The organism is Palleronia rufa (assembly GCF_000743715.1).
Classification (GTDB): Bacteria; Pseudomonadota; Alphaproteobacteria; order Rhodobacterales; family Rhodobacteraceae; genus Palleronia; species Palleronia rufa.
Genome location: NZ_JQEY01000001.1, coordinates 14995 through 40312, shown reverse-complemented (window position 1 = coordinate 40312; position 25318 = coordinate 14995). Strand labels below are relative to the sequence as shown.

Sequence of the window (25318 nt, the reverse complement as noted above, 5' to 3'; positions counted from 1 at the left end):
ATGAACGAGTTGACGCGCACGCTTCCGCAGGGCGGCCGCTCGGTCGCCAAGACCAAGGGCCGGATGCTGGACGACACCGCGCTGGCCGAGGTCCGCGCGCTGATCGATGCGGCACCGGCCCGTGATCGGCTGATCGAATACCTCCATGCGATTCAGGACAGGTACGGCCATCTCTCCGCCCGCCATATCCGGGCGCTGGCCGAAGCCATGCGCCTTGGCCAGGCAGAGGTCTATGAGGTCGCGTCCTTCTACGACCATTTCGATCTGGTGAAGGAGGGCGACACCCCGCCGCCGCCGCTGACCATCCGCATCTGTGACGGCATCGCCTGCATGATGGCCGGGGCCGAGCGTCTGATCGAGGAGATGCGCGCCGGCACCGACCCCGCCCGGATCCGCATCCAGCGCGCCCCCTGCATGGGGGGGTGCGACGTGGCCCCCGCCGCGCGGGTCGGCGACCGGGAGGTCGGCCGGGCCGACGCGGCCGGGCTGACGACCATGGCCCGGACCGGTGCGACCGGCGTGGCGCTGCCCGGCTACAGAGACCTTGCGGCGTACCGCGCCGAAGGCGGCTACGCGCAGATCCGGCGACTGCGCGAGGGCGGCATCACCATCGCGCAAGTCATTGCCGAACTTCAGGACTCCTGCCTGCGCGGCCTGGGCGGCGCGGGCTTTTCGACGGGCAAGAAATGGGAGCTGGTCCGCAAGAACCCCGGCCCGCGGCTCATGACGATCAACGCCGACGAGGGCGAGCCCGGTACCTTCAAGGACCGCTACCACATGGAGCGGAACCCCCATGCCATGCTCGAAGGCGCCCTGATCGCCGCGCATTGCGTCGAGGCCACGCGCATCTACCTCTACATGCGCGCCGAATATCCTGCCGCGATCGAGATCATGCGCCGCGAGATCCGCGCCCTGGAAGAGGCCGGCCTGGCCCCGCCCGACTTCATAGAGATGCGCCGCGGCGCCGGCGCCTATATCTGCGGCGAGGAATCGGCGATGGTCGAATCCATCGAGGGCAAGCGCGGCCTGCCGCGTCTGCGTCCGCCCTTTATCGGGCAGGTCGGTCTCTTCGGCCGGCCCACGCTCAACAACAACGTGGAAACGCTCTACTGGGTGCCGCAGATCCTGGCCAACGGGATCGACTGGTTCCGCGACCTGGGAAAAGAGGGGCACCCCGGCCTGCGCTCCTGGTCCGTGTCGGGCCGGGTGCGGAACGCGGGCGTGGTCCAGGCCGCCGCGGGATCGACCGCGCGGGAACTGATCGCGGCCTGCGGCGGGATGCAGGAGGGCCACGACTTCAAGGCCTATCTGCCGGGCGGTGCCTCCGGCGGGGTGCTGCCGGCCTCCAGGGGCGACGTGCCGCTCGATTTCGGCGGCGACCTGGCCGCGCTGGACGCCTTCGTCGGCAGCCATGCCGTCGTGATCTTCAGCCAGCAGGACAACATCAAGGACGTCGTGCTGAACCTGATCGACTTTTTCGCCCATGAGTCCTGCGGCCAGTGCACACCATGCCGCGGCGGCACCGAGAAGCTGGCCCAGCTCCTGCGCCGGGACCGGCTGGACGAGGATGCGGTCGCCGATCTGCAACAGGTCATGCGCGATGCCTCGATCTGCGGTCTGGGCCAGGCGGCGCCGAACCCCGTGGCCCATCTTCTCCAGTATTTCCGCGAGGATCTGTGATGTCAGACCGTGTGAAACTCACGCTAGACGGCGTTGAAATCGAAGCGGAAACCGGTCAGACGATCTGGCAGGTGGCACAGCGGCACGGCACCACCATCCCGCATCTGTGCTGGCGCGACGCGCCGGGCTACCGGGCCGACGGCAACTGCCGCTCCTGCATGGTGGAGGTCGAAGGCGACCGCGTGCTCGCCGCCTCCTGTCACCGCCGGGTCGAGGACGGCATGGTCGTGCGCACCGACACCGACCGGGCGCGGAAATCGCGCGAGATGGTGTTCGAGATGCTGGGCGCGGACATGGGCGCGCCCCAGGACAGCGCCGACGGAGAGGCGCCCTTCTGGCTCTGGGCGCGGGACATGGGCATTTCGGACCGGGTGACGGGGGGGCGGCTGCCCTCGAAGTTCGGCCATGGCGCGGTGCCGGAGCACGACGCCACCAACCCCGCCATCGCGGTCAATCTCGACGCCTGCATCGCCTGCAACCTGTGCGTCCGCGCCTGCCGCGAGGTTCAGGTCAACGACGTCATGGGCATGGCGGACCGCGGCCACCACACCATCCCGGTCTTCGACCAGCACGACCCCATGGGCCTGTCCACCTGCGTGACCTGCGGCGAATGCGTGCAGGCCTGCCCCACCGGCGCGCTGATGGAAAAGAGCCTGCTGGACGGCGCGAACCGGACCCGCGAGGTGCCGGAAAAAGCCATCGAAACCGTGGCCAGCGTCTGTCCGTTCTGCGGCGTCGGCTGCCAGACGGAGGTCTCGGTCGCCGATGGGCGGATCGTGCGCGTGGACGGGCGCGACGGCCCGTCGAACGAGAATCGTCTCTGCGTCAAGGGGCGCTTCGGCTACGACTATGCGATGAGCCCGGACCGGCTGTCCGTCCCGCTGGTCCGGCGGGACGACGCGCCCAAGGAGGCGGCGCCCGACTTTTCCCGGGACCCGATGGAAATGTTCCGTGAGGCGACATGGGAGGAGGCGATGGAGGCCGCCGCCCGCGGGTTGACGACCGTTCGCGACCGCGACGGCGGCGGGGCCATCGCCGGATTCGGCTCTGCCAAGGGCTCGAACGAGGAAGCCTACCTGTTCCAGAAGCTGATCCGTGCGGGGTTCGGCACCAACAACGTCGATCACTGCACGCGGCTGTGCCACGCGTCCTCGGTCTCGGCGCTGCTGGAGGGGGTCGGCTCGGGCGCCGTGTCGGCCCCGTTCATGGACGCGCACAAGGCCGATTGCGTCATCATCATCGGCGCGCGCCCCGCCACCAATCACCCCGTGGCCGCCACCTACTTCAAGCGCGCGGCCAAGGAGGGAACGAAGATCGTCGTCATCGACCCCCGCGGGCAGGAGATGTCGCGCCACGCGGAGTACGCCCTGAAGTTCACGCCCGGCACGGATGTGGCGCTGCTGAACGCGATGCTGCATGTGATCGTTGCCGAAAAGCTCTACGACGCGCAGTATATCCAGGCCCATGTCTCGGAGTTCGAGGCGCTCAAGGACAAGGTGCGCGACTTCTCTCCCGAGGCCATGGCGCCCACCTGCGGCATCGACGCCGAAACCATCCGCGAGGTCGCGCGCCTCTACGCCACCTCACAGCGGTCGATGATCTTCTGGGGGATGGGCATCAGCCAGCATGTCCACGGCACCGACAATTCGCGCTGCCTGATCGCGCTGGCGCTGATCACCGGGCAGATCGGGCGACCGGGCACCGGGCTGCACCCGCTGAGGGGCCAGAACAACGTTCAGGGCGCGTCGGACGCGGGCCTGATCCCGATGAGCTTTCCCGACTACGTGCGCGTCGACAACCCGGACGTGCGCGCCCGGTTCGAGGACGCCTGGGGCCGGTCGCTGGACGCCAAGGCGGGCCTCACCGTCGTCGAGATCGTGCACGCGATCCATGCCGGCGACGTCAAGGCGATGTATGTCATGGGCGAGAACCCGGCCATGTCCGACCCCGACCAGACCCATGCGAGGGGTGCGCTGTCGAAGCTGGAGCATCTGGTGGTGCAGGACATCTTCTTCACCGAGACCTGCCATTTCGCGGATGTGATCCTGCCCGCCAGCGCCCATGCCGAAAAGCGCGGCACCTATACCAACACCAACCGACAGGTGCAGATGGGCCGGCCCGCCATGGCCCCGCCGGGACAGGCGCGCCAGGACCTGGAGATCATCGTGGACCTCGGCGCCCGTTGCGGCCTGGACTGGTCCTACGGCGACGTGTCGGATGTCTATGCCGAGATGGCGTCGCTCATGCCGTCGCTGAAGGGCATCACCTGGGACATGATCGAGGCGGAGGGCTCGGTCACCTATCCGCTGAAGGGCGCGGCGCAGGAATGGGTGATCTTCACCGACGGCTTCCCCACCAAGGACGGCCGGGGCAGGCTGGTGCCCGTGGATCTGCTCCCCCCCGACGAGACTCCCGATGCCGAATACCCCATGGTGCTGACCACGGGCCGCCTGCTGGAGCACTGGCACACCGGGGCGATGACGCGGACCTCCGATGTCCTCGACGCGCTGGAGCCAGAGGGGATCGCCTCGATGAACCCCGGCCAGATCGCCCGGATGGGTCTGTCCGCGGGCCAGGCCGTGACGGTGGAAACCCGGAGGGGCCGGGTCGCGGCGGTGCTGCGCGCGGACCGAGAGGTGGCCGACAACATGGTTTTCATGCCGTTCTGCTTCGTGGAGTCGGCCGCCAACATGCTTACCAACCCGCAACTCGACCCCTACGGCAAGATCCCGGAGTTCAAGTTCTGCGCCGCCCGGGTGTCCGGTGTCCAGGTCGCGGCGGAGTAGCCTAGAAGAAGAGAGTCACGATCAGCGGCGCCAGCACGGCCGTGAGCATGGCGTTCAGCCCCATGCCGATACCCGCGAAGGCGCCGGCGGTGGAGTGGACGCGGAACGCATGGGCGGTTCCGATGCCGTGGGCGGCGATGCCCACCGCGAACCCCCGTGCGCGCCAGTCGGTGAAGCGCAGGGCGTTCAGCATCGGGGTCGAGATCACCGCGCCGATGATGCCCGTCAGGATCACCAGGACGGCCGTCAAAGACGGCAGTCCGCCGATCTGTTCGGAGACCCCCAGCGCCACCGGCGCCGTGGCGGATTTCGGCGCGAGGGAGAGCAGCGTCTCGCCCCGTACCCCCAGCGCCCGGGCGATCCCCAGCGCCGACAGGATCGCGGTCAGCGAGCCTGCGACAAGGGCGGCCAGCATCGGCAGCAAAGCCTTCCTCAGCCTTGCCACGTTCGCATAGAGCGGCAGCGCCAGCGCGACCGTTGCCGGACCCAGCATGAAATGCACGAACTGCGCGCCTTCGAAATAGCGCGCATAGGGCACCCCGGTCGCCAGCAGGACGGCGCCGATGGCGATCACCGACACCAGAACGGGGTTCGCCAGCGGATGCCTGACCGTCGTGGCCAGCGCATCGGCGCCGACATAGGTCACAAGGGTCAGGGTCAGCCACAACAGAGGCTCCTGCGCAAGATAGGACCACAGGTCGGTCGCGTCACTCATCGGCCTGCGCTCCGGTCAGACGGGCGACGGCCGCGAAGGCCGCCACCGCCGCCACGATCGCCAGCGCGGTCGACACCACCAGTGCCGCCGCAAGTGCCGGCCCGTCGCGTCCGAACGTGTCCAGATGCGCGATCACGCCCACGCCCGCCGGCACGAACAAAAGCGACAGATGCCCCAGAAGTGTCGTCGCGGTGGCCTCCAGCCGATCGCGCAAGGAGGGGCGCAGGAACAACAGTCCGAAGAGCGCGGCCAGCCCCAGCACCGGGCCGGGGAGCGGGAGTCCCGTGCCGCGGGCCACGGTCTCTCCGGCCAGTTGGAACAGAAGCAGAATGGCGAGCGCGCGAATCATCGGTCCCGCCTCGGGCCGTAGTCCTCGAACTTCGCCAGGGTCGCGTCGATCTCTTCCCGGCTCAGCAGGTGCGGCGTGCCGGCCTGGCGCGCCAGGATGAACCCGCGGGCCAGCACCTCAAGCTCTTCCATGCGCCACAGGGCCCGTTCCAGGGTCTCTCCGGTGGTGGTCGCGCCGTGGTTGGCCATCAGGCAGCCCTGCCGGTCCTGTAGGGCGGCGACCACATGCGAGGACAGCGACTCTGAGCCGAACAGCGCGTAGCCGGCCACCGGTACGTCATGCCCGCCGAATGCCGCGACCATGTAGTGGCAGGCGGGGATCGGCGCGCGCAGCATCGACAGCGCCGTCGCATGGGCCGGATGGGCATGGACGACCGCATGGATGCCGGGCCGGGCGCGGTAGAGCGCGCGGTGGAAATGCCACTCGGAGGATGGCTTGCACGGACCCTCGGCCGCCCCGCCCGCCAAGGGCACGCGCGCGACCATTTCGGGGTCCATCGCGTCATAGGGGATCGCGGAGGGCGTGATCAGCATCGCCGTCCCCGCCCGGACCGACACATTGCCGGAGGTGCCCTGGTTCAGGCCCCGCGCCCCCATCCAGAGGCAGGCGTCTACGACCGCCCGGCGGGTCGTCTCCGCGTCGCTGTAGGGCGGGGTCATCGGCAGTGCTCCCACGCGGCGGGCCGTCGCGGCCTGCCGGGACGGCTGCGCGTGACGGCACCGGCGGAATGCGCCGGACGGCCCTTGCGGGTTGCGCCGAACGTGACGGCCGGCGCGGACCCCTCGGGGCGCGGGTCGGGTGGATGGGACATTGGCGTTTCCTTTCTGCACGGAAATTCATCGCCGTGCGTCGGCGGGTGTCGCGATACCTAGCCCGCCCGGCCCGGAACGGCGAGCCGGCTTGCCCACGCCGCGCAGACCTGCCTTGATGGCCGCGATGAAGGATATCGCGGTCATTGATGGCGCCACCCAGCCCCGCGCGCGGGGCGCGCTGCGCATCGGCGTCGGCCCACGCGGTCTGACGGCGCTGCGCCAGTCCGGCGCGCTCAAGGCGCTGTTCCCCCACCGCGGCAGCGATCAGGTCGTTTTGGTGAACACCGCCGGCGGCATCACCGGCGGCGACCGCTTCGGCGTGGTGCTGGAGGTGGCGCCGGGCGCCCGCCTGACCGTCACCACCCAGGCCGCCGAGCGGGCCTATGCCGCCCAGCCCGATGAGACCGGGCAAATCGAGATCGACGCGCGGGTGTCCGGCGAGCTCTGCTGGCTGCCGCAGGAGACGATTATCTTCGACCGCTCGCGCCTATCCCGCCAGATGCGGGTAGACATGGACGCGGGTGCGCGCGTGCTCTGGTGCGAGCAGATCTGCTTCGGCCGCCTGGCGCGGGGCGAGACATTGCGCGATGTGCGCTTCCGCGACCGGGTAGAGATCCGCCGCGGCGGGCGGGCGGTCTATCTCGACGGTCTTGACCTGACAGGCGATGTCTTCGCCACGCTCGACCGGCCCGCGGTGGCCGCGGGCGGGCGTGCGATGGCGAGCCTGGTGCTGGCCGGTCCGGACGCGGCGGAGCATCTCGCTGCGGTGCGCGCGCTCTTGCCCGCCACGGGCGGCGCATCGATGCTGGGCGCCGACGTGCTGGTGGCCCGGATCGTGGCCGCAGACGGGTACGACCTGCGCGTGGCCCTGGCCGCGATCCTGAGGCGGCTTTCGGGCCGCGACCTGCCGGCTGTCTGGAGGAGCTAGAGATGCAGTTGACCCCCCGCGAAAAGGACAAGCTGCTGGTCGCCATGGCCGCGGAGGTGGCGCGCAAGCGGCTCGGCCGCGGCGTGAAGCTGAACCATCCGGAGGCTATCGCGCTCATCACCGATGCGGTGGTGGAAGGGGCGCGGGACGGACGCTCGGTCGCCGACATGATGGAGGCGGGCGCCCAGGTCATCACGCGCGAGCAGTGCATGGACGGCGTGCCGGAAATGATCCCCGACGTCCAGGTCGAAGCCACGTTCCCCGACGGCACCAAGCTGGTGACCGTGCACAACCCGATCCGCTGAGGAGATCCCCATGCTGCGTTACATCCCCGTTTTCGTCCTGTCCGCCGGACCCGTTCTGGCCCATCCCGGCGTTCAGTTCGGCGCCCATGCCGACCCGGCTGCCGATGCGTCATGGCTGCCGGTCGCGCTGGGCGTCGCGGTGATCCTGACCGCGGTGCTGGCACGCGCCGGCGGGCTGCGGGGATGGCGCCGGTGATCCCCGGAGAGCTGTTCCCGGCCGAGGGCGACATCACCCTGAACGAAGGAAGGGCGTCGGTGACGCTGATGGTGGCCAATACCGGCGATCGCCCGGTGCAGGTGGGCAGCCACTATCATTTCGCCGAGGCCAATCCGGCGCTGGAGTTCGACCGCGCCGCGGCCAGGGGCTGCCGGCTCGACATCGCGGCCGGGACGGCCGTCCGTTTCGAGCCCGGACAGAGGCGTCAGGTCCGGGTCATCCCCTACGGCGGCGGCCGCCGGGTTACGGGATTCCGCCAGGAGGTGATGGGTCCGCTTTGACGCGGAGAAAATTCCATCGGGGCGTGTAAAGGAGCGCCGCCGCGTGTCCCGGCCCTGTTTCACAGCGATGAAGACGCTGTGAACGCGCCGCCTTTCGCATATCGCAGCACGGTGCGGCAGGCTAGGTTGGGCCGACCGTTCGCACCGGAGGCCCCCCGATGATCCGACCCGTCCTTGCAGCAACCCTTTGGCTTCTGCCCATCGCCGCATCCGCGCAGCCGGAGTGCAGCGGAAACACCCAGATAGAGATCAACGTCTGCGCCAAGGACCGGTGGGAGACCGCGGATGCGGAGTTGAATCGGCTCTGGAGCGCGGCGAAGCCTGCGGCGGATGCGCGCGGTCACGGCCAGGCGTTGCTCGACAGCCAGCGGGAGTGGCTGCGCCTGCGCGACGCACGGTGCGAGCCGGAACTGGACAGCGGCGGCAGTGCCGCGGCGATGTACTACTGGTCCTGTATGGAAGAGATGACGCGCGCCCGGAATCAGGAACTGCGAATCGTGGCGCAGTGACCTTCGGGTGGTAGACGGTTTCGCCCCTCCCTCGCTTTTCGCGGTTGCAGCATTATATTGATGCGCAACGCAGTGAAGGAACAGAAAATGTACGGCCAAGGCTACATGGATACCACGATTGGGGCGATGCGGATGATGATGGAAGCTCAGGCGGTTGTGACTTACCGCGTCCTCGGAATGATGGGATTCTGGCCTGTCGCACCGTCCGAAAACTGGCGCATGACGATGGAGAAGGGGCCCGCCTTCGCTGCGGCGCAGCAAGGCGCAATGGCTGCGATGATCGCTGGCAAGACGCCGGACCTGGTCGCTGCTGCCTGGTTGAAGCCGATCGGCGGCAAGACCCGGTCCAACCAGCGCCGCCTGTCCAAGCGTCGCTGACACAGGCCTTGCCTTAAATTCGGGCAGCGCCCGGTCGGGGCAGGGCCGCGTTCGCCAGCGGGCTTGCCCTCCGCGGTCCGGCTGTCTTGGATGGTCCCAAACGACGGAGGGACCATGCCCGCAACCATATCACGCCAAGACTACGCCGGGATGTTCGGGCCCACCACCGGCGACAGATTGCGGCTGGCCGACACCGACTTGATCGTGGAGGTGGAGCGCGACCTGACCAGCTACGGCGAAGAGGTGAAGTTCGGCGGCGGCAAGGTGATCCGGGACGGGATGGGACAGTCCCAAGCCTCGCGCGCTGAGGGCGCCATGGACACCGTCATCACCAACGCGCTGATTCTGGATCATTCCGGCATCTACAAGGCGGACGTGGGCCTGCGAGAGGGGCGGATCGCCGGCATCGGCAAGGCCGGCAATCCCGACACCCAGTCCGGCGTTGACATCGTCATCGGACCGGGGACGGAGATCATCGCCGGAGAAGGGCGGATCCTGACCGCCGGCGCGTTCGACAGCCACATTCATTTCATCTGCCCGCAGCAGATCGAGGACGCGCTTCATTCCGGCGTGACCACCATGCTGGGGGGCGGCACCGGCCCGGCCCATGGAACGCTCGCCACCACCTGCACGCCGGGACCTTGGCATATCGGGCGGATGTTGCAGGCGCTGGACGGCGTGCCGATGAACGTCGGGCTGGCGGGCAAGGGCAACGCCTCGCGTCCCGACGCGCTGGTGGAGATGGTCGAGGGCGGCGCCTGCGCGCTGAAATTGCACGAGGATTGGGGAACGACGCCCGCCGCCATCGACTGCTGCCTGTCGGTGGCGGACGATTGGGACGTGCAGGTGATGATCCACACCGACACGCTGAACGAGAGCGGCTTCGTGGAGTCCACCGTGGACGCCATCGCGGGCCGCACCATCCATGCCTTCCATACCGAGGGGGCGGGCGGCGGCCATGCCCCCGACATCATCAAGATCTGCGGCGACGCCAATATGCTGCCGTCCTCGACCAACCCGACGCGGCCCTTCACGGCGAACACGATCGAGGAGCATCTCGACATGCTGATGGTCTGCCATCATCTGTCGAAATCCATCCCCGAGGATATCGCCTTCGCCGAGAGCCGGATCCGGCGCGAGACCATCGCCGCCGAGGACATCCTGCACGACATGGGCGCGTTCTCGATCATCGCGAGCGACAGCCAGGCGATGGGGCGGGTGGGGGAGGTGCTGATCCGCACCTGGCAGACCGCCGACAAGATGCGAAAGCAGCGCGGCCGCCTGGCGGGCGAGACCGGCGACAACGACAACCTGCGCGTCCGCCGCTACATTGCCAAATACACCATCAACCCCGCGATCGCCCACGGGATGAGCCATGAGATCGGCTCGGTCGAGGTGGGCAAGCGGGCCGACCTGGTGCTGTGGGATCCAGCGTTCTTCGGGGTCAAGCCGATGATGGTGCTGCTGGGCGGGTCCATCGCGGTGGCGCAGATGGGCGACCCCAATGCCTCGATCCCGACGCCGCAGCCGGTCTATTCGCGGCCGATGTTCGGCGCCATGGGGCGGGCGGTCGAACGTTCCGCGGTGGCCTTCGTGAGCCAGGCGGCCGAGGCCGCGGGGATCGGCGCCACGCTGGGCCTTGCGCGTGACGTAGCGGCGGTGCGCGGTACGCGCGGCATCGGCAAGCGGGACCTGATCCTGAACGACGCGCTGCCCATGGTCGAGGTCGATCCCGAAACCTACGAGGTCCGCGCCGACGGGGAACTTCTGACCTGCGCGCCGGCAGAGGTCCTGCCCATGGCGCAGCGATATTTCCTGTTCTGAGAGGGATGAGCACGATGCAACCCGGCAATGCGGATCCGGCCATGGTGCTGCGTCGCGGCGTTCCTTACCTGTCCTGCCAAGGGAGGAAGACGCGAGTTGAAGGAGCCTCTCATGGCATCGCTTACCTATTCCGACGATCGCGCGCGGACCCGCCGCCCGCTGCGCGACCTGGGCGCCAAGTTCGGCGCCTGGATGGAATCGTTCATGGAAGCCCATGCGCGCACCGGCGAGATCAACGCGCTTCGGGACATGTCCGACGCGGAACTGGCCCGTCGCGGGATCGCGCGCGACCAGATCATCCGCCACGTCTACCGCGACCGCTTCTTCTTCTGAGGGCCGGCTCGTGAGCGCGCTGCCCGTCGCGGGCCGCGTGGGGCAGGGCGCGGCAGAGGAGCGGGTGACGCTCGACTACGCCGGGCGGTTCCTGCGCCGCAAGCGGCTGGAGACGGATCGGGGCCGGGCGTTCCTGGTCGATCTGCCGCAGACGGTGTCTCTGAATCAAGGCGATCGTTTCGACCTGGACGACGGCAGCCGTGTGGCCGTCGTGGCGGCGGAAGAGCCGCTGCTGGCCGTCCGCGGCGACCTCACCCGCGCGGCATGGCATATCGGCAACCGCCACGCGCCCTGCCAGATCGGTCCGGACCGACTGCTGATCCAGGACGACCCGATCATGGCCGACATGCTGGCCCGCCTGGGCCTGGAGGTCACACGCATAACCGCGCCCTTCGTGCCGGAGCGCGGCGCCTACGGCCACGGCCGCACCCACGGCCACGATCATTCCCATGAGCACAACCATGCCCATTCCCACGGTTGAGGCGGTCCTGACTCTGCAAAGCTGGCTCTCTCCAGGCTATCCGGTGGGCGCCTTCGCCTATTCCCACGGGCTGGAACTGGCGGTGGCAGAGGGGCGGGTTGGCGGCGCGGCCTCGCTGGAGCTCTGGGTGCGGGACGTCATCGAACTGGGCGGCGGCCGGGGCGACGCGGTGCTGCTGGGCGCCGCATTCGACGACTGGGCCCAAGCCGACACCGCCGCGCGGGCCTTCGCTGCCGGCGCCGGCCGTCTCACGGAAACGCTGGACCAGGGCCGGGCCTTTGCCGCCACGATCGCGGCCGCGGAAGGCGGCGCGGCGGATCCGGTGGCCTACCCGGTTGCCGTGGGCCGTGCGGCACGGGCGTCCGGCCTGCCGCGGACACTCGCCGCGGCGATGTACCTGCAGGCCATGGCCGGGGCGCTGGTCTCTGCCGCGCAACGCCTTGCGCCGGTCGGACAGACCGAGGCGCAGGGCATTCTCGCCCGTCTCCGTCCGCTCTGCCGCGCGGTCGGGGCGGAGGCGTCCCATGCCGGGCTGACGGCGCTTTCCGGCGCGGCGTTCCTGTCGGATATCGCGTCCCAGCGGCATGAGGTGAAGCATGTGAAGGTGTTCCGGACATGAGCGCGAACGGTCCCCTGCGCATCGGCATCGGCGGTCCGGTCGGCGCGGGCAAGACCACGCTGACCGCAGGCCTGGCACGCCACTGGCATCCGGGCCGCTCCATCGGCGTCATCACCAACGACATCTACACGCAGGAGGATGCAGAGGCGCTGATGCGGATGCAGATCCTGCCCGGCGACCGGATCATCGGCGTCCAGACCGGCGGCTGCCCGCATACGGCGATCCGGGAGGATGCGTCGATCAATCTGGCCGCCGTGGCCGACATGCGCGCCCGGCATGGTGATCTGCAGGCGATCCTGATCGAATCCGGCGGCGACAACCTGTCGGCCACGTTCAGCCCGGAACTGGCGGATGTGACGGTCTACGTGATCGACGTGGCCGCGGGAGAGGAGATCCCGCGCAAGGGCGGGCCGGCCATCACCCGCTCGGACATTCTGGTGATCAACAAGACCGATCTTGCCCCTCATGTGGGTGCCTCGCTGGAGGTCATGGCCCGGGACGCGGCCCGGATGCGGGGCGACCTGCCGGTGGTCTTCGCGAAGCTGAGGGACGGTGCGGGCGTGACCGAGATCGCGGCCCTTCTGGAGACCCTCGGCGGTCTCTGAGGCGAATTTTCGTCGAAAATTCGGCGCCGGTGCCGTGCGTGACGCATCGGCGGGCGTGGACAGCCGGCGCGGTTTGGAGCAGCCTGCGGACGACCGCAAGGAGGTTCCATGGATCCCGCGATAACCGCCGGTGCGTTGCCCGCCACGACAGCCACGCCTGCCCGCAACCCCGGCCAGTCGCTCGATACCGCCATGTTCGAAGGGATCCGCGTCAACCGGCCCGCCGCGGAAAAGCGCGCCGCGGCGTTCGGCGCACGGCGGTCGGTGAAGAAGCTCCATCAGGCGGCCTGGCTCGTCAACGCGGTGCGGCTCATCGACCTCACCACCCTGGCCGGAGACGACACGGCCGGTCGGGTCCGGCGGCTCTGCGCCAAGGCCCGTGTCCCGATCGCGCCCAGGATCGCGGACGGGCTGGGCATCGCCGACATGGGCCTGCGGGTCGGCGCGGTCTGCGTCTATCCCACCATGGTGCACCACGCCGCGGCGGCTCTGGACGGTTCCGGCATCCCGGTGGCCAGCGTCGCCACCGGCTTTCCCGCCGGCCTCATGCCGCTGCACCTGCGCCTGCAGGAGATCGAGTGGGCGGTGGCGCAAGGGGCCGCAGAGATCGACATCGTGATCACCCGCGCCCATGTGCTGTCGGGCGACTGGCCCGCGCTCCATGACGAGATCGCGGCGATGCGCGCTGCCTGCGGTCCGGCCCATCTCAAGGCGATCCTCGCCACCGGAGAGCTGGGAACGCTCACCCGCGTCTATGCCGCCTCCATGGTGGCGATGCAGGCGGGGGCGGATTTCATCAAGACCTCCACCGGCAAGGAGGGCGTGAACGCCACGCTTCCGGTGTCGCTGACCATGGTGCGCGCCTTGCGCGACTACGGGGCCGCGACCGGCCACCGGATCGGGTTCAAGCCCGCCGGCGGGATCAAGTCGGCCAAGGAGGCGATCCAGTGGCAGGTGCTGATGAAGGAGGAGCTGGGCCGCGACTGGCTGGAGCCGGACCTGTTCCGCTTCGGCGCGTCCTCCATGCTGGCCGACATAGAGCGTCAGCTGGAGCACCATGTCACCGGGCGCTACGCCGCCTCCCATCGCCATGCGACGTCGTGAGGGACAGATGCAGATCACCGAGATACTGAGCACGATGGAGTACGGCCCCGCCCCGGAGGACCGCTCGGTGGCAACCGACTGGCTGGCGGGGCACGACGCGGGCTTCGGGCATTTCATCGGCGGCGCGTTCGGCGATCCCGGCGACGGTTTCGCGGTGACGAACCCGGCCACGGGCGCGGAGATCGCGCGGGTGGCGCAGGGGTCCGGGGCGGACGTGGACCGGGCCGTCGCCGCGGCGCGGGCGGCACAGCCGGGCTGGTGGGCGCTGGGCTGCCACGGCCGGGCGCGGCATCTCTATGCGCTGGCCCGGCATGTCCAGCAGCGCGCGCGGTTCCTGGCGGTGCTGGAGACGCTGGACAGCGGCAAGCCGATCCGGGAAAGCCGGGACATCGACGTGCCGCTGGTCGCCCGGCACTTCTACCACCACGCGGGCTGGGCCGAGATCCTAGAGGACACGTTTTCGGGCGCGCGGCCCTGGGGCGTCTGCGGTCAGGTGATTCCGTGGAACTTCCCGCTCCTGATGCTGTCGTGGAAGGTCGCGCCGGCGCTGGCCGCCGGCAACACCGTCGTGCTGAAGCCGGCCGAATACACCCCCCTGACCGCGCTGGCCTTTGCCGAGATCGCGCGGGAATGCGGCCTGCCGGACGGGGTTCTGAACATCGTCACCGGCGACGGCACCACGGGTGCGGCGCTGGTCCGGCATGAGGACGTGGACAAGGTGGCGTTCACAGGCTCCACCGATGTGGGCCGCCAGATCCGGCGCGCGACCGCCGGGACCGGCAAGGGGCTGACGCTGGAACTGGGCGGCAAGTCGCCGTTCATCGTGTTCGAGGACGCCGACCTGGATGCGGCTGTCGAGGGCGTCGTCGACGCGATCTGGTTCAACCAGGGACAGGTCTGCTGCGCCGGCTCGCGGGTGCTGGTGGCCGAGTCGGTGGAGGCGCGCTTCGTCGACCGCCTGACCGCGCGGATGGGCAAGCTTGTGACCGGCGATCCGCTGGACAAGAACACCGACCTTGGCGCCATCGTGCATCCCGACCAGCTGGCGCGGATCCGCGCCCTGGTCGAGCAGGGCCGGTCAGAGGGCGCGGGCATCGTGCAGGGCACCGCGCCCGAGGGATGCTTTTACCCGCCCACCATCGCGTTGGACGTGCAGCCCGCGTCGGTCCTGGCGACCGAGGAGATCTTCGGCCCCGTCGTCACCGTCACATCGTTCCGCAGCCCACAGGACGCGGTGGCGCTGGCCAACAACACCGCCTACGGGCTCGCCGCCTCGATCTGGTCGGAAACCGTGACCCAGGCGATGGACGTGGCCGGCCAGGTGAAGGCGGGCGTTGTCTGGGTGAACGGCACCAATCTCTTCGACGCGGGTGCGCCCTTTGGCGGCTACCGCGAGAGCGGCTTCGGCCGCGAAGGCGGTCGCGTGGGCATGCGCGCCTACCTGCGGGACGACGCGCGAGAGGGATCGGGTGCGGCACCGCCCGCACCGGACGCGACGCCGGCGGCGCGCGGGCCGGGGGGCATCGACCGGACGGCGAAGCTGTTCATCGGCGGCAAGCAGACGCGGCCCGACGGAGGCCATGTCTACAGCGTGGGCGATGGCGCGGGTCTGGCGGGCCTTGGCAACCGCAAGGACATCCGCAACGCCGTCGAGGCGGCGTCGAAGGCCGCGCCCTGGGGTCGGACCACCGGTCACAACCGCGCGCAGATCCTGTATTACCTGGGTGAAAACCTGTCGGCTCGCGCGGCGGAGTTCGCGGGGCGTCTGGAAACCATGGGCGCGGCGGCAGAGGCGGCACATGCCGAGGTCGAGACCGCGATCCGCCGCTGCTTCTGGTATGGCGCCCAGGCCGACAAGGTGGACGGCGCTGTCCACGCGACCGTGTCGGGCCATGTCACGCTGGGCATGGTGGAGCCGCTGGGCGTCATGGGCGTCGTCTGTCCGCAGGCGGCGCCCCTTGCCGGGCTCCTGTCCCTGGTGCTTCCGGCCATCGCCATGGGAAACCGGGTGGTGGCGGTGCCGTCCCAGTCCGCGCCGCTGGCCGCGACCGATCTCTACCAGGTGATGGAGACCAGCGATCTGCCCGCAGGCGTCGTCAATATCGTCACCGGCCCGCGGGACGAGCTGGCCCGGATCCTGGCCCAGCACGACGGGGTCGACGGGATGTTCTACGTAGGCGCGGAGGCGCGGATGATCCAGACCGAGAGCGCCGGCAACCTCAAGCAGGTGTGGTGCGAGGCGGACGGCGCGCGGGACTGGGCAGGACCGGACGGGCAGGGGCGCGGGTTCCTCGACCGTGCCACGCAGATCAAGACCGTCTGGGTGCCCTACGGGGCGTGACCGGGCCGGTTCGGGGCGTACCGGCATCCGGCAGGAGCGCAAGCCGCCGGACTGGGGTCGGTCGCCACAACGGAGTCGGGAGCGTCGCTTCCGGGATCCGCGGACGTGCCGTGCCGACGGCGACGCGGCCCGGCCGGAACCCGGCGCGCCGCGCCCGGCCCGGCACTGTGCCGATCCGCCCCCGTCAGACGCCGCGGAGGCCTGCCTGTCGCATGCAGCGCCGACCGTCGGCCGCATTCCCGGCCCGCAAGGGGTGGGGTGCCAGTAGATGTGAATGTCGGAGAGCGTGATGGACTGCGCCCCTCGGGGTGGACGGGATCACGCGGCGGTTTTGACTGGTGCGGAGGTGTTGCGGTCCTCGAACTGGGCGGGGCTGAATGCGGGCGACGGGTGTCGTATGCCGCGATGAAGCAGGGCACCCCCTCAGCCATATCGTCGAAGGTTTGGTATTAGTGGAAAGGCCGACGGGCCGGTTGTCATGGATGCAGGCGCGTTTTCTGCAAGGGTCCGGAGCGTGCCGCCGCTTTGGAAACCCGATCCCAAGCGCCTGCCGTCCGACGCGGCGCAGGACGGCCGCGATGCGCGCCTCACGATCCGCGAGCAACCGGGCCGCAGCCGCGTCTTCATTCGATACACCGGCCTCTGCCTTCCCGATTCGGATCCGGATCGGGTTTCTCGACAGCTCGTGGCGATGGCCGAGAGCATGCAGGGTGTCGCCGGCATGATATTCGGCAACCTGGCGCTTGATCCCGGTGCGATAATTGCGATGGCGTTTCGGCATGAACTGTCCTCTGAAAGCCCCCTCCCGGTCAATTCAACCCGCTCAATTGGTCCACGCCGAGGGGCGCACTCCATGACGAAAGGCGGGCGGTGCGGATGGCGCGGCATTGGCGATGAGCCGTCTTGATCCGCGCCGCGTTCGGGACAGGTTTTGCAACAGACAGCGCGGGGCACCTGCCGGAGCCGGGGACACCTTGGCGTGCCGCGAAACAGATCCCGAAGGCGGAAGGCCGTCCATGACCGAAACCGAAACGAACGTTCCGTGGTGGCAGACCGCCACCGGCTATCAGATCTGGCCGCGCAGTTTTCAGGACACGGACGGCGACGGGATCGGCGATCTTGCCGGGATCGTGGCGCGGCTCGACCACTTGGCCGACCTGGGCGTGGGCTTCGTGTGGCTGTCTCCGGTCTACGCCTCGCCGCAGCGCGACATGGGCTATGACATCTCCGACTACCGGGCGATCGCGCCGGAATATGGGACGCTCGACGACATGGACCGGCTGATCGCCGAGGCGCGCGCCCGGGGCATCGGCATCGTCATGGACTTGGTGGTGAACCACACATCCGACCGCCATGCGTGGTTCCGCGCCGCAAGGGCGTCCCGCGGGGCCCCGGAGCGCGACTGGTATGTCTGGCGCGACGCAGGACCAGACGGCGGCCCCCCCACCGACCTCAGGGCCTGTTTCGGCGGTCCGGCCTGGACCTGGTCGGAGGAGGCCGGTCAATACTATCTGGGCTATTTTTCCCCGTTTCAGCCGGATCTCAACTGGCAGTCCCCCGCCCTGCGCCAGCAGATATGGGAGATGATGAACTGGTGGTTCGCCCGCGGGATCGCTGGATTCCGGATGGATGTTATCTCTCTCATCGGCAAGGACGTCGATGCCGGGACGTTCGAGGAAGGGCCGGACCTGCACCGATTTCTGCGGGAGATGCACAGGCAGACCCTGCGGGGCCGCGACGTGGTGACCATCGGCGAAAGCTGGTCCGTCAGCCGCGACACCGCGCGTCTTTACTGCGGGGCGGACCGGGAAGAGTTGGACATGGTTTTCCAGTTCAACCACATCAAGGCGGGCTGGGACGACACCCACGGCAAATGGAAGCCCCGCCCGCGCGACCTGGCAGCGCTGAAAGACGAGCTTTTCGGCTGGCAGGAGGCGCTGGCCGATGACGGGTGGAACGCGCTTTTCCTGTCCAACCACGACCTGCCGCGGCAGGTGTCGAAATACGGCGACGACGGGATCTGGCGGTTGCGTTCGGCGCGCTGCCTGGCGACCGCGATCCACCTGATGAAGGGCACGCCCTTCGTCTATCAGGGCGAAGAGATCGGGATGCCGAACACCCGCGTCGCCGCGCTGGAGCAGCTCCGCGATCTTGAGACGCTGGGCCACTGGGACGAAGAGCGCGCCCGCGGCACGTCCTGGGACGCGTTTCTGGCGGGCGCGAACGAGAACGGGCGCGACACGTCGCGCACCCCGGTGCATTGGAGCGACGCACCCAACGCGGGTTTCAGCACCGGTACGCCCTGGATCGGGGTGAACCCGGACTACCCCCGGATCAACGTCGCGCGCGACCGCGCCGACCCCGATGGCGTGTTCGCGCATTACCAACGGCTCATCGCGGCGCGGTCCGGGCGGCGGCTGGTGTCCCACGGACGGTTCCGCGGCCTGGCACGGGACCACCCGCGCGTCGTCGCCTACATCCGGGAACTGGATCAAGAGCGCCTGTCGGTCGTCGCGAACCTGAGCGGCGAGGTGACGGAATTCGATGTACCGGACGCCCTGGCCATCGCCGGAGAGCCGCTGTCCTGGAGCGTCCGGCCGCGCGACAGGATCGACGGGCGGCTCGTGCTGGAGCCATGGGAGGCCATCGCCGTCGCGCGCTGACAGCGCGGTTTGCGCAATCGCGGGTCTAAGACCTTGGTGCCGGACCGCCGCCCTGCCGCTGGTCAAGCGGCGCGATTGGTGCGTAGATTTCCGACAGGAAGATCACGATCGGTGTCGGGCGCTCCGGTGCCGGCCTGAGCGGACCTGCGCCCAGCCGCAGGCGACGGACGGTCTTCTGCAAAAAAAACGGGAGGACGACGATGACCAAACTCACCAGCCGCCGGGCGGCGCTTCGCACGATCGGGATGGCCGGAGCGGCGGGCCTGGCCGCGCCGCATATCGCCGGCGCCCAGGCCAACGGCACGACCTGGCGGATCCAGACATCCTGGCCCGGGGGCGCGGGATTGCAGATCTTCAAGGACTGGTGCGCCAGCATCCAGGAAAAGACCGGTGGAGAGCTGTCGTTCACGCCGTTCGGCGCCAATGACGTCGTGGGCGACTTCCAGCTCTACGACGCGGTCAAGAACGGCGTTCTGGAGGCCATCAACCCGTTCACCATCTACGCCCAGGGGATCATCCCCGCGGCGACGTTCCTGACCTCGATCCCGCTGGGCCTGCGTCAGCCGTCCGAATTCGACGCGTTCTACTACGGCCTTGGCGGGCTCGACATCGCGCGGGAACTCTACGCCAAACAGGGCATGTTCTTCGTCGGGCCGGTCCACCACGATGCCAACATCATCCATTCCAAGGTGCCGATCCGGTCGATCGACGATTTCGCGGGCCGCAAGATGCGCCTGCCCGGCGGCATGGTGGCGGACGTGTTCTCCGAGATCGGGGCAGAGACCACCGTCCTGCCGGGGTCGGAGATCTTTCCCGCGCTGGAGAAAGGCACCATCGACGTCGCCGATTACGTGGGCCCGGCGGTGAATTACGCGCTGGGGTTCAGCCAGGTGACCGATTACATCGTGATGGGGCCGCCGGGCTTCATGTCTCTCTACCAGCCCGTGGACATCATGGACATCACCGTGGGACAGGCCGCGTGGGACGCGCTGAGCCCGCAGATGAAGCAGTTCGTCGAGATGGAGACCCACGTCTATTCCGACATGCACTACGCCGCGATCCAGGCCGCCGACCAGGAGGCCTGGCCGAAGTTCGAGGCCGACGGCGTGGAAGTCACGCGCCTGAGCCAGGACGACGTGGACATCATGACGGAGATTGCCGTGCCGATCTGGTTCGACTACGCACGGCGCGACCCCGATGCGGCGCGGGTGTTCAAGATCCAGCTCGACTACATGCAGTCCGGGTCGCTGGGCTACGTCGACCCGGCCCTGACCGAAGGCATGTCGCTGGAGTGAGTCCCGCCGACTGAGCATTGACGCCGCCCGCAGGTTCCGGGCGGCGTTCGTCCGATACGAACCCTTGCGCCGGAGTCGCGCCATGCCGTCGTTGAATTTTTCCCTGCCGCACTGGCTCTACTGGGTGGGGCTGATCGTGTTTCCGGCCGTCGCCATGGTCATGTCGCGCCGGGCGCGGAGGCAGACGCGCCGCTACAGCCTGCCCCTGGCCTACATGATCCTGGTGACGGGCGGCATCCTGGGTCTGCACCGCTTCTATCTCAAGAATGTCTGGGGCCTGCTGTTCCTGCCGGTGTTCTTCGCGATCCTGATTGCCAACGGCCAGGGCCAGGACGCGCGCACCACGGTGTCGGAACTGGCCAACAAGGTGCGCATCGCCGAACGGACCGTCGCCCGTGAGGAGCCGCGGATCGAGGAAGCGCGCGCCGACCTCGAAGCGCTCCGCGCGTCTGTCGCCGAGGCCGAGCAGGGCTCAGTCGCGGCGCGGCTGGCAGAGCGCCGGTTGGAGCGCGCCCAGCGGACCATCGACGGCGGAGAGGAACGGCTGGCCGAGGCCCGCGCCGTCACCGAGGCGCAGGCCGAGGCGCTGAGTGCGGCACGCGGCGACCGGCTGTTCTGGGCGGACGTGTCAAAAGTGGCGTTCTGGCTGCTGCTGGCCGGCGTCGCGCTGGACGCGCTGCTGCTGCCGATCCTCGTGCGTCGCGCCAATGCGGCCCTGACCGACGATCCCGTGAGCGAGGCCGAGCGTCGCCTGCGGGACGCAGAGGCCGCCGAGTCCCGCAAGGCCGACCACGAATACGCCGAGAACTGGATCGACCGCCTGTCGCTGTTCTGCGGGGAATTCGCGGCCTACTGGGCCGTGATCGCGGTGTTCGCGTACTACTATGAGGTCATCGCCCGCTATGTGTTCAACAGCCCCACGAACTGGGTACATGAATCGATGTATCTGATGTTCGGGATGCAGTACCTGATCGCGGGCGCCTATGCGATGCTGACCGAAACCCACGTGCGGGTGGACATCTTCTACGCGCCGCTCAGCCGCCGCCGAAAGGCGTGGGTCGATCTGCTGACATCGGTGTTCTTCTTCATCTTCGCCGGAACCCTGCTGGTGACCAGCTGGACCTTCGCCATGGACGCGCTTGCCGTGCCCACCGGCAACGCGCTGGTCAGCGAATGGGCGCGGGGCCAGATCGGACTGGCCGAGGTCTGGTCCGGCTGGGGGCTGAACCAATGGAGCGATCCCAACATCAGATGGGGCGAGATCAGCTTCAACGAGTGGGAGGTCCCGCTCTGGCCGATGAAGTGGGTGATGGTGCTGGGCGGGCTTCTGCTGGTCCTTCAGGGCATATCGAAATTCGCCAAGGACATCCGCGCGATCATGGCCGGCGATCCGCCTGACCGCGGCCCGAGGGGCGCCGCCGCAGAGATGAGGGAGACCGCCTGATGGGCATCGAGATCGGCATCGGGTGGCTCACCCTCATCATGTTCGGCTCTCTGCTGGCGCTGCTGATGGCGGGGCTGCCGCTCGCCTTCGTGACCGGCGGGCTGGCCACGGTGTTCCTGTGGGTTCTGGGCGATGCGCAGGCGCTCAACATCGTGCCCTCGCGCATCTTCCCGCTGATGACGAACTACCAGCTTTCGGCCATTCCGTTGTTCATCTTCATGGCGGCGATGCTGGAACGCGCGGGCATCATCAACGACATGTTCGACGTGATCTACAAGATCCTCGGCGGGGTGAAGGGGGGACTCGCGGCGGCGACGGTGCTGGCCTCGACGATCCTCGCGGCGATGGTCGGGGTCATCGGCGCGGCGGTGGTGACCATGGGCATCATCGCGCTGCCGGCGATGCTGGCGCGCGGCTACGATCCCAAGATCGCCATGGGCTCGATCATGGCGGGGGGCACGCTGGGCATCCTGATCCCGCCGTCGATCCTGGCGATCATCTACGCGGTCGTGGCCGAGCAATCGGTGGGAGAGCTGTTCATCGGCGCGGTGATCCCCGGCCTGATGCTGTCGACGTTCTACATCGGCTACTGCGTCCTGCGCTGCACGATCGATCCGACCCTTGGGCCGCCGATCCCGCTGGAAGAGCGCGTGTCCAACCGCGACAAGCTGCGCCTGCTGGGCAACATGGCCGCCCCCATCGCGCTGATCGTCGTGGTGCTGGGGGTGATCTTTTCGGGCGTGGCGACCCCGGTCGAGGCCGCGGGCATCGGCACCTTCGGCGCGTTCATCGTGGCGGCGATCCACCGCAAGCTCGACTGGCCCACGGTAAGAGAGGCGTGCCTGACCACGCTCAAGGCCAGCGCCATGGTGATCTGGATCATGTTCGGCGCGACGATCTTCGTCGGTCTCTACGTGCTCGAAGGCGGCCAGCAGTTCGTGCAGGAGTCGCTCGCGGCGACCGGGCTGGGGCCGTGGGGCATCCTGATCCTGATGCAGATCCTGCTGGTGATCCTGGGCATGTTCCTCGATTGGGTCGGGATCCTGCTGCTCTGCGTGCCGATCTTCGTGCCCATCATAAAGGCGTTGGGCGCGCAGAGCTTCGGCCTCGACTCGCCCGATGACCTGGTGCTGTGGTTCGGGGTGCTCTACCTTGTGAACATGCAGATGAGCTTTCTGTCGCCGCCTTTCGGATATGCGCTGTTCTACCTGCGCGGCGTGGCGCCTCCGGAAATCCCGATGAGCGACATCTTCAAGTCCGCCTTGCCGTTCCTGGGCTTGCAGGTCCTGGGGCTGGGGATCGCCATGATGTTTCCACAGGTCATCATCTGGCTGCCGCGGCTGGTCTATGGATGAGGTGTCCCCCGCAGGCTAGTCTGCGGGGGACCGCCAGACCGGGAGACAATGCATGGCCGCCAGTACCCCCTCCGATCCGATCGTGATCGTCGCCGCGCGGCGCACGCCGCTGGGCGCATTCCAGGGCGCGTTCCGCGGCGTTGCGGCGACCGCACTGGGCGCGCGGGCCATCGGTGCCGCGCTGGAGCAGGCGGCGCTATCGCCGGAGCATGTCGATGAGGTGCTGATGGGCAACGTCCTGCCCGCCGGGCTGGGCCAGGCGCCCGCGCGGCAGGCCGCACTGGGCGCGGGTCTGCCGCAATCGGTGCCGTGCACGACCGTGTCCAAGGTCTGCGGATCGGGCATGAAGGCGGTCATCCAGGCCCATGACGCGATCACGGCCGGGTCCGCCAGCGTGGTCGTCGCGGGCGGTATGGAGAGCATGACCAACGCACCCTACCTGCTGCCGGAGGGACGCTCCGGCGCGCGGATCGGCCACGGGCGGATGCTCGACCACATGATGCTGGACGGGTTGGAGGACGCCTACGACATCGCCCCCGACGGTACCCGCCGCTCCATGGGCACCTTCGGTGAGGACTGCGCCCGGCACTACCAGTTCACCCGCGATGCCCAGGACGCCTATGCCATCGAGAGCGTCGCCCGCGCCAAGCGGGCCGCCGAGAGCGGCGCCTTCGACTGGGAGATGGCGCCGGTCACGGTGCGGGGCCGCAAGGGCGATACGGAGATTGCCGCCGACGAAGGCCCGCAGCGGATCGACCCCGAAAAGATCCCCGGCCTGCGGCCGGCGTTCGCCCCGGACGGCACGATCACGGCGGCCTCGTCCTCGTCCATCAACGACGGCGCCGCGGCGCTGGTCCTCACGCGGGCCTCTCGGGCAGAGGCCTTGGGCCTGGCGCCGCTTGCCCGGATCGTCGGCCATGCCGCCCACGCCGGAGCGCCGGGCTGGTTCACCACCGCGCCGATCTTTGCCAAGCGCGCGCTCTTCGAGCGCATCGGATGGACCGCCGACGACGTGGACCTGTTCGAGATCAACGAGGCCTTCGCGGTCGTGGCGATGGCTTCCATGCGCGACATCGGCATCGACCGCGACCGGCTGAACGTCCATGGCGGCGCGGTCGCGCTGGGCCATCCCATCGGGGCCTCTGGCGCGCGGATCATGGTGACGCTGCTGGGCGCGATGCGTGCGCAGGGCGCACGGCGTGGCGTCGCCTCGATCTGCATCGGCGGGGGTGAAGCGACGGCGGTGGCGATCGAAGCGATGGGCTGAGCGCGGCAGGACGGGGCGACGCGGGGGCGGGCGGAAAACCGCGCCGCCCCTCTTGCATTGCGGCGCCCTATACTCCGTCCAACATCCAAGTGGATGGGAGAGACCCGATGAAGACACACGGACTGCCCGACAGACATGGCGACATCGATAAGGTGACGATCAGCCGGGCCGTTCGTCGATCGCGCTGCTAAAGCCCGGATTGGCCCGCGGTCCGCTGCTCCCGAGAATTTCGCGGCGCACCGTTCGAACGAGCGGATCCGCAACTGCGATGCGGCATGAAGATTTGTCGCGCCGCAACAAAAATGCCGCTGCGAGCGCACGCAGCGAGAATTTGCTTTGTCGGCAACGGGCTTTGAACAGACCTCGGACCCGGCGCAGCAATTCAAGTGGGCGCTCGCTCGACGCACGTCGCGACGGGCCGGAAGCGGTTATCCGCGATCCGACGATCCACATCGAAAAGCGTACACGAACGGACTTGAAGACTGCGGATTTTCCGGACTTTCGCTGCATCGCGCCCGAAGGTCGGTTAAAACTGGGTAGACGTTTGGAACACGAACAGCAGGCGCGCTCTTCATATCGGTCGCGCTCGGCGTCCATCGCCTCCTGCCACTCCCGTTGCAGCAGGTCCATGCGCCGGCAATCCGGCGCGTCGATGACCGTGCCGCCGGCGATCCGCTTGGTCGGGAAGTAACAGAAAGCCCGCGCGCAGCTCGCACAGGGCGGCGACGATCCGGCCTTTATCGCGGTAGCCGGTGAGCAGTGGCCAGACGACGCGATCGGTCCGGTCGCCGCCGCCATCGCTGTATCTCAGCGCGATCTTGCAGCGCTGTCGGATCGCTAGGCGGATCTCGGCCGCGGGTAAGCCCTCCCTCCGGTGCCTCGACCGGCGCGCCTCTAGGTGTTTAGCCCCAACATCCGGTGGATCGGGTCGGGGGTAGATCGATCCGGCTCTGGTGTCCGGATGTATCCGCTGGGCGTGAGACCGTTCGGGGGCCTGCCTCGGCGGGCGAGGTTGTCGGGCGCCGGG

At 68.7% G+C, this 25318-nt stretch carries 25 protein-coding genes; 21 read left to right on the top strand and 4 right to left on the bottom strand.

Going from position 1 to position 25318, the window contains the following annotated elements:
- Together KW83_RS00180 and fdhF are read left to right on the top strand one after the other, a co-directional pair.
- The gene (locus KW83_RS00180) at positions 1-1680 is read left to right on the top strand and encodes an NAD(P)H-dependent oxidoreductase subunit E (RefSeq protein WP_036172837.1); all 1680 of its coding nucleotides are present in this window, start codon (positions 1-3) and stop codon (positions 1678-1680) included.
- Positions 1680-4466, top strand: coding sequence for a formate dehydrogenase subunit alpha (gene fdhF, locus KW83_RS00175; protein WP_036172835.1), 2787 nt, complete (start codon positions 1680-1682; stop codon positions 4464-4466). The genes KW83_RS00180 and fdhF overlap by 1 nt, the downstream gene beginning before the upstream one ends.
- Position 4467: 1 nt before the next feature.
- Here the strand turns inward: fdhF and KW83_RS00170 are convergent, their stop codons facing one another.
- The 3 genes from KW83_RS00170 to KW83_RS00160 are packed head-to-tail and all read right to left on the bottom strand — an operon-like array spanning position 4468 to position 6189.
- On the bottom strand, positions 4468-5181 hold the full coding sequence (locus KW83_RS00170) for an LrgB family protein (RefSeq protein WP_036172832.1): 714 nt from the start codon (positions 5179-5181) through the stop codon (positions 4468-4470).
- Positions 5174-5530 (bottom strand): CidA/LrgA family protein, encoded by a 357-nt coding sequence (locus KW83_RS00165; RefSeq protein WP_036172828.1) that lies wholly within the window; start codon positions 5528-5530, stop codon positions 5174-5176. Before KW83_RS00165 ends, KW83_RS00170 begins: the two co-directional genes overlap by 8 nt.
- Positions 5527-6189, bottom strand: coding sequence for a class II aldolase/adducin family protein (locus KW83_RS00160; protein WP_036172826.1), 663 nt, complete (start codon positions 6187-6189; stop codon positions 5527-5529). The genes KW83_RS00165 and KW83_RS00160 overlap by 4 nt, the downstream gene beginning before the upstream one ends.
- A 277-nt stretch (positions 6190-6466) precedes the next feature.
- Between KW83_RS00160 and KW83_RS00155 the strand changes: the two genes are divergently transcribed.
- The 19 genes from KW83_RS00155 to KW83_RS00065 all read left to right on the top strand — a co-directional run bounded on the left by KW83_RS00155 (position 6467) and on the right by KW83_RS00065 (position 24291).
- On the top strand, positions 6467-7270 hold the full coding sequence (locus tag KW83_RS00155) for an urease accessory protein UreD (RefSeq protein WP_036174689.1): 804 nt from the start codon (positions 6467-6469) through the stop codon (positions 7268-7270).
- Between the two features lie 2 nt (positions 7271-7272).
- On the top strand, positions 7273-7575 hold the full coding sequence (locus KW83_RS00150) for an urease subunit gamma (RefSeq protein WP_036172823.1): 303 nt from the start codon (positions 7273-7275) through the stop codon (positions 7573-7575).
- A 10-nt stretch (positions 7576-7585) separates the two neighbouring features.
- Positions 7586-7771 carry a hypothetical protein gene (locus tag KW83_RS00145; RefSeq protein ID WP_036172821.1) on the top strand — a complete coding sequence of 62 codons (186 nt, stop codon included), beginning with the start codon at positions 7586-7588 and terminating at the stop codon, positions 7769-7771.
- Positions 7768-8073, top strand: a complete 306-nt coding sequence (locus KW83_RS00140) for an urease subunit beta (protein WP_036174686.1) — start codon at positions 7768-7770, stop codon at positions 8071-8073. The genes KW83_RS00145 and KW83_RS00140 overlap by 4 nt, the downstream gene beginning before the upstream one ends.
- A 158-nt stretch (positions 8074-8231) precedes the next feature.
- On the top strand, positions 8232-8582 hold the full coding sequence (locus KW83_RS18915; protein ID WP_051928060.1) for a lysozyme inhibitor LprI family protein: 351 nt from the start codon (positions 8232-8234) through the stop codon (positions 8580-8582).
- Between the two features lie 60 nt (positions 8583-8642).
- Positions 8643-8960, top strand: a complete 318-nt coding sequence (locus tag KW83_RS00125; protein WP_235191328.1) for an antifreeze protein — start codon at positions 8643-8645, stop codon at positions 8958-8960.
- Positions 8961-9074: 114 nt separating this feature from the next.
- The gene (gene ureC / locus KW83_RS00120) at positions 9075-10784 is read left to right on the top strand and encodes an urease subunit alpha (protein ID WP_036172818.1); all 1710 of its coding nucleotides are present in this window, start codon (positions 9075-9077) and stop codon (positions 10782-10784) included.
- A gap of 111 nt (positions 10785-10895) precedes the next feature.
- The gene (locus KW83_RS21290; protein ID WP_036172815.1) at positions 10896-11117 is read left to right on the top strand and encodes a hypothetical protein; all 222 of its coding nucleotides are present in this window, start codon (positions 10896-10898) and stop codon (positions 11115-11117) included.
- Positions 11118-11127: 10 nt separating this feature from the next.
- On the top strand, positions 11128-11598 hold the full coding sequence (locus KW83_RS00110; protein ID WP_235191327.1) for an urease accessory protein UreE: 471 nt from the start codon (positions 11128-11130) through the stop codon (positions 11596-11598).
- The gene (locus tag KW83_RS00105; protein WP_235191326.1) at positions 11567-12217 is read left to right on the top strand and encodes an urease accessory protein UreF; all 651 of its coding nucleotides are present in this window, start codon (positions 11567-11569) and stop codon (positions 12215-12217) included. Before KW83_RS00110 ends, KW83_RS00105 begins: the two co-directional genes overlap by 32 nt.
- Positions 12214-12822, top strand: a complete 609-nt coding sequence (ureG, locus tag KW83_RS00100) for an urease accessory protein UreG (protein WP_036172811.1) — start codon at positions 12214-12216, stop codon at positions 12820-12822. Before KW83_RS00105 ends, ureG begins: the two co-directional genes overlap by 4 nt.
- 108 nt (positions 12823-12930) lie before the next feature.
- Entirely contained in the window at positions 12931-13926 is a 996-nt protein-coding gene (deoC, locus tag KW83_RS00095; protein WP_051928055.1) for a deoxyribose-phosphate aldolase, read from the top strand.
- A 7-nt stretch (positions 13927-13933) separates the two neighbouring features.
- Positions 13934-16267: an aldehyde dehydrogenase family protein gene (locus KW83_RS00090; protein WP_036172808.1), complete on the top strand. Its 2334-nt coding sequence runs from the start codon at positions 13934-13936 to the stop codon at positions 16265-16267.
- Positions 16268-16781: 514 nt separating this feature from the next.
- Positions 16782-17174 (top strand): hypothetical protein, encoded by a 393-nt coding sequence (locus KW83_RS20830; protein WP_161785426.1) that lies wholly within the window; start codon positions 16782-16784, stop codon positions 17172-17174.
- A 109-nt stretch (positions 17175-17283) separates the two neighbouring features.
- Positions 17284-18930, top strand: coding sequence for a glycoside hydrolase family 13 protein (locus KW83_RS00085; RefSeq protein ID WP_036172806.1), 1647 nt, complete (start codon positions 17284-17286; stop codon positions 18928-18930).
- A 200-nt stretch (positions 18931-19130) separates the two neighbouring features.
- Positions 19131-20225, top strand: coding sequence for a TRAP transporter substrate-binding protein DctP (gene dctP / locus KW83_RS00080; RefSeq protein WP_036172803.1), 1095 nt, complete (start codon positions 19131-19133; stop codon positions 20223-20225).
- 82 nt (positions 20226-20307) lie between these two features.
- Positions 20308-21669: a TRAP transporter small permease subunit gene (locus KW83_RS00075; protein WP_081904381.1), complete on the top strand. Its 1362-nt coding sequence runs from the start codon at positions 20308-20310 to the stop codon at positions 21667-21669.
- Complete coding sequence (locus tag KW83_RS00070) at positions 21669-23024, top strand: TRAP transporter large permease (protein WP_036172801.1); 1356 nt, start codon at positions 21669-21671, stop codon at positions 23022-23024. The genes KW83_RS00075 and KW83_RS00070 overlap by 1 nt, the downstream gene beginning before the upstream one ends.
- A gap of 52 nt (positions 23025-23076) precedes the next feature.
- Positions 23077-24291 carry an acetyl-CoA C-acyltransferase gene (locus KW83_RS00065; protein ID WP_036172799.1) on the top strand — a complete coding sequence of 405 codons (1215 nt, stop codon included), beginning with the start codon at positions 23077-23079 and terminating at the stop codon, positions 24289-24291.
- Between the two features lie 159 nt (positions 24292-24450).
- On the opposite strand, the gene KW83_RS20315 is transcribed toward KW83_RS00065, so the two are convergent.
- The gene (locus KW83_RS20315; RefSeq protein ID WP_152563426.1) at positions 24451-25089 is read right to left on the bottom strand and encodes a hypothetical protein; all 639 of its coding nucleotides are present in this window, start codon (positions 25087-25089) and stop codon (positions 24451-24453) included.
- Between the last annotated feature and the right edge of the window lie 229 nt (positions 25090-25318).